This window comes from Aquitalea sp. ASV15, from assembly GCF_016429115.1.
In the GTDB taxonomy this organism is placed as follows: Bacteria; Pseudomonadota; Gammaproteobacteria; order Burkholderiales; family Chromobacteriaceae; genus Aquitalea; species Aquitalea magnusonii.
On the sequence record NZ_JAELTZ010000099.1, the window covers coordinates 1 to 5,001 of the forward strand.

Sequence of the window (5,001 nt, forward strand, 5' to 3'; positions counted from 1 at the left end):
CCCATGCAGCGCGGCGGCCAGCCGCAGGAGGTGGCCGCCGCCATCGTCTGGCTGCTGTCCGATGCCGCCAGCTTTTGCACCGGCAGCATTCTGGATGTGTCCGGCGGACGCTGATCAGTGCGATGCCACCGGCTTCGCTGCTGCTGTTGGCGGGCCGGGCACGACAAATACCCGGCCCGGTAGTTTGAACTGGCGCAGCTTGAGCAGGGCCAGCGGACCTTCTCCCGTGGTGGTGCGCAGGATATAGCGCGCCGTCAGTCCGTCAGGCAGGGCAATGTCCAGCTGGTAGCGTGCCGGGTCCAGTTGTTCCACCCGCGCCTGCTCCAGCAAGCGGATCAAGCCCCAGCGTCCGTTAAAGTCGAGCGCCTGGCGGGTGCCACTCTGTTGCGATTCCCATAACAGCCGGGCCCCAGCCTGTTGACCATCCCCTGGCCAGTGCAGCGGGCTCCAGCTTTCCCGCTGATTGAAATAAGACAGGCTCTGGCCATCGAATTCCAGCGTGGTGCGCACCAGTCCGGGCATGGCAATCGGCTTCAGTTCAAAGGCATAGCTGGGGCTGCCCGGCGTATCCCAGCGGCTGGCCAGACGGCTGAGGGTATTGATGGCATTGAGAAAGTCCGCATCGAATGGCGCCATATTGCTGAGGGTGGGATTGGGTAGCCACTGGTCGCCTTCTTGCACCAGTGCGCCAGCCAGGCTATTGGCCAGAAAGCTGGCAATGCTGCCTTGTTCCGGGGCCAGGTAGCGTCCCAGTGCGGGCAGGGAGGCTTCCTGTTCGCCGCGGCTGAAAGGGAAGCGGCCATTCATTTCGCTGCCCCAGGGCAGCAGGATGCTGCGCCGCCATAGATCGTTCAGTTCGGCGGCGGCGGGCAGGATCACCACGCTGCCGGCATTGTCCAGCGGGCTGACAAACAATTGCTGGGCAAATCCGGCCCATTGCGCCCCCAGGCTGGCCGCCAGCAGCGCCGCGTATTGCTGGCCGTCGCTCAGCGGATTCTGCTGCCCCTTGAACAGGGTTTGCGCCAGCTGGCGGGCTGCCGCATCCGGATTGGCGGCATTGGCCAGTTGCTGCAGTTTCAGCCGTACGGCGCTGACGCTGTCGAGATAGCGGGCCAGACTCACCGTGCTGTGCACCGCGCCTGCCGTACCCTCGTTTTCGGCACCTGTCAGCAGCAAGAGCGGGCCAAAGGCGCGGGCCAAGGGATCATCCTGTCCCAGACCGCTGGGGGCCGGGCTTTTCTTGTCGGTTTTGCCCACCAGTTGCCGGGTTTTGTCCAGCAGATTGCTGGCCAGCGATTGTTGCGCCGCCCCGGCCTGGCCCTGGTATTGCAGCAGCGTCATCACGGCCTGCAAGGGCGAGCGTTGCGGGTCGCTCAAGACACTCAGCTGCTCCACCGAGGCGGATAGCGAGGAGGTATTCTGCCAGCGCAAGCCATTCAGATAGCGCTGCCAGGCACTGGCGTAATCGGCGAAATAGCGTTGCAGCAACTTGGCCTTGAGCGCCGCGCCGTCGCTGCGCGCCGCTTCGGCACCCAGCACCCACAAGGCTTCGCCCCCCTGTTTGGGATCGGCCTTGTCGATGGCCTCGCGCACATAGCCTTCCCAGGCTTCGCGGGTATATTCGCCAGGCAGGCTGCCGGGCAAGACAAACAGGCCGCGGCTATCCACCCCTGGCAGCAGGCTGGCTGCGCTGCGCGCAGGATACTTGGCGGCGGCGGTTTCCATCAGCTTGCGATACAGCGCCGCATCACCATGTTCCACCCCGTCCAGCGACAGCAGCGTCTGCCGGGCTGATTCCACCAGCCCGGCATCGGCCGGCAGGCGCCAGCCCGGCTGTGCCGCCAGGTGGCTGCTGTAAAAGCGCAGGATCTGCGCGCGTGGCCCGCTGGCCTGGCCTGCGGCCTGCAGCAGCTGTGCGGTAAGGAAGCCCGGCTCGGTACGGGCCGGCTGGTCCAGCATCAGATAGGCTTTCAGGCTGGCATAGGCTTGCTGCTGCGCCGGTTCGCGCGCGGCATCTTCCCCGGATAAGGGCAGGCCATTCACCGCCTGCAATACTTGCTGCATATTGCGCTGCACTGGCTGCACAACCCAGCGTTGCGCTGCCCGGCCATAGCCGGCCAGCAGGCGTGGCTCTATGGCCGCAGCCTGGTCCAGTCCCAGCCGCAGCCAGCCGCTCTGCTGCTGTGCCTGTTGCAGAGCATGGATATCCTCCTGTAGCGCCAGCAAGGCCGGGATGGCGCGCTGGACGGTAGCGGCTTGCCGCAGCGCCTGCAGGTGTTGTGTGGCATTGGCCAGGCGGTGTTGCTGCTGCACGAATACCAGTAGCATGCTCAATAACAGGCCCAGGCCAAGCACTGCGCATAGCCAGCCCAGCGCATCACCCGGCGACAGCCGGTGGCGGCGCGCTGTCTGCTCGCGCAGCAGCTGTGCCAGCTGGCCGGGCAGGCGGGTGGCCTGCCCGGCGACCCAGCTCAGCCCGCTCAGCTTTTGCCCGGGCGGCAGGTGGCGGCTGATCTCGGCCAGCTGCTGCGCCAGCTGCTCAAGCACCCTGGGCTGGCCCAAGGCTTCGGACAAGCGCAAGCGTGCGGTGTCCGCCGGGGACTGCAAGACATCGGCCTGGCCCTCTACCGCCAGTTGCCAGGCCAACTGCTGCAGCTGGCGGGTGGTGGTGGCCGCCTGGCTGGCATCGTCCAGTTCCAGCACTACACCGGCCTCCGGGGCCGGCCAGCCACTCAGGGCCAGGCCGAGCGGCAAGCGCCACCCGCTGCGCCGGTTGAAGTCGAGCAAGCGCTGCAAGGCCGCATCGCCAACCTTGGGCAGCGCCTGGCCGCATTGCATGACCAGCGCATCCAGCGGCTGCCGCCAGCGGCCACGCAGTCGTTGTAGCACCCGGTCATCCCTGCTCTGGTCGGCGTCCACATAGAACACACTGTCCGTGTCCTGCCAGGGGGGCGGGTGCTCGGCATTGGCCGACAGCAGGCCGGATGAGTCAGGTGGCTCTGCGCGTAATACACCCACCCACGGTTTGATACCCCACCATTTGCGGGTGTAGTTCTGCTGCATGTATTGGCGTGGACTGAGCCACTCTCCCTGGGCGGGAGAGGCAAATCCTTGCGCGGCTGTTCTGCCGCTTAATTGGCTCGCAGTGAGGGCATGCCGCTCGGCCAGTCCAAGCCACAGGTATACCACCACGCCCGGAATACTCAGCACCCCTATGCTCAGGCAGATGCTCCATGCTACCCGGTCCGGTTTGTCGGTATAGAATCCGCCGAGATAGAGGTTGGCAATCAGCAGCAAGGCCATGCATAACAGCATCAGCGACAGCGCCAGTACCGCAGTCCAGATGCGTAATTTTCCTGTTGGTTTCAGAAGGGATGAATTCATTGAAATAATCCTTGAGACAGCTGATTGGCGAGTACCTGGCCGTGATCAACCATGGGCACTGCCCTGGCCAATCACGATGATGCGTGGCTTGGGCTGGCACTGGCAGTGACATAAGTCATCTTGCAGCGCTATGCGTTTGCCATGACTAAACATGACATGGCGCTCGCCCACGCAAACAATGCGGCCGGTGCTGTGGCAAGCGGGACAACTGACCGGATCGTGTTCGCACGCCAGCTTTTTGCCATGGATCAGGCCGGGGCCAGAGGCATGCACCGTGCCGCCAGCCGTGGTTTTGTCACCGTCTACGGCAATCAGTCGTTGCATGGTTTGCCTTTCTCGCTCAGAGGTGCTGGCGTGACAACGCCAAGCCAGTCCTGTTTGTCTTCTGTGGCCAGCCAGGCAGTGGCGCTGGCATTGATCTGCGTCTGATCCATGGCACGCAGCAAGGTTACCCAGGCTTGCAGCGGGCCTGGATCTCCCCAGTAGGCCTGTTGCGGCTGTTCCAGCAAGGGCCAGCTGGCATTTTCCAGCAGGGCATTGGCCTGATCGCTGGCCGACAGATAGCTAGCGGGAGCCTCTTTCAGTGCCGCATTGCCCTGTGCCCGCGCTACCGAATGATTACCGGATAACGGCACTGGGCGATGCAGCCGGAATGCGCCACCATGGCGACTGAGCATGATGGCGAATGCGGCTTCCCCTGCAGGCACGCTGCGGCTGTCATCGGGGGCTGGACAGTGCAGACCCAGGCAGACAATGGCTTTGACAGACCGGGTTTCATCGTGCAGCCGGTCGATGATGTATTCCAGCATTGCGATCCCCCCTTCCAGTTGCGGTTGTGGCGGCAGGTTCAGGCCGTGTCGCTGCAAGTGCAGGCGTAGTGCCGACCAGTCCTCGGCACGACCGCACCAGGCAAAGCCGCTGGGGTGAACGGGGCTGTCATGCAGCCATGTTGCCAGCGTTTTGGCGAAGGCTGACAACATGTCCTCCCGCCGCTGCTGCTGCGCGGCCGCTGCGGCTGACACGACGTCGGCCAACCTTAATACCCCCTCCGCGGCACGGGGGGGCGCAGTGTGCAAACCGCGTGCCAGCATGTCGCGGCGTTGGACGTCGCCGCATACTGGCCCCCATAGCAGGGACTGATGCACGCAGGCACTTTCCTGACGACAAGCCAGCCACCAGCCATGGTGTTGGGCCTGGGCGTGTTGCTGGACATTGGCAAACAGCTGCCACAAGGCATACCAGGCCCAGCGCAACGACACCGCCAGCCCTGCCAGCAAGCATCCGGGCATCAGGGCATACCACCAGAACCGTTCCTGCTGGCTTGCTGCTGGCGTGCTCTGGCTGAACCGCAGCAAGGTAAGCAGGGCATCACCCAGCACCAGCAGCACACTCAACACAATCCAGCGCCATGGCCGTGGTGGGCTGACCGCTGCAATCGGGGGGTAAACCGGCTCGCTGGCATGCTGCTGCGCCGCCTCCATCGTGCAATGCATCAGCCACCCCCTTCTTGCCCGGCCCATTCCGTCGGCTGTGCCTGCACCGCGGCTGGCGGCGCACAGGCGGCAGCGCTCTTTTGCAAGGCGTTCAGGTAGCGTTTGTTGGTGAGGTCATCGTACA

The 5,001-nt window shown here is 64.4% G+C and carries 4 protein-coding genes; 1 reads left to right on the forward strand and 3 read right to left on the reverse strand.

The window, feature by feature from the left end:
- Nucleotides 1-3: 3 nt before the first annotated feature.
- Nucleotides 4-114 carry an SDR family oxidoreductase gene (locus tag JHD64_RS20720; protein WP_233170643.1) on the forward strand — a complete coding sequence of 37 codons (111 nt, stop codon included), beginning with the start codon at nt 4-6 and terminating at the stop codon, nt 112-114.
- Here JHD64_RS20720 and JHD64_RS20725 read toward each other — a convergent pair whose 3' ends face one another.
- Genes JHD64_RS20725 through JHD64_RS20735 form a run of 3 tightly spaced genes read right to left on the reverse strand, consistent with a single transcriptional unit; the run spans nt 115 to nt 4,877 of the window.
- Nucleotides 115-3,384, reverse strand: a complete 3,270-nt coding sequence (locus JHD64_RS20725) for an ImcF-related family protein (RefSeq protein WP_199055465.1) — start codon at nt 3,382-3,384, stop codon at nt 115-117. It abuts the gene before it with no gap.
- Nucleotides 3,385-3,429: 45 nt separating this feature from the next.
- On the reverse strand, nt 3,430-3,708 hold the full coding sequence (locus JHD64_RS20730; protein WP_199055467.1) for a PAAR domain-containing protein: 279 nt from the start codon (nt 3,706-3,708) through the stop codon (nt 3,430-3,432).
- A complete protein-coding gene (locus tag JHD64_RS20735) occupies nt 3,696-4,877 on the reverse strand; it encodes a hypothetical protein (protein WP_199055469.1) in 1,182 nt (393 codons plus the stop codon). The genes JHD64_RS20730 and JHD64_RS20735 overlap by 13 nt, the downstream gene beginning before the upstream one ends.
- Between the last annotated feature and the right edge of the window lie 124 nt (nt 4,878-5,001).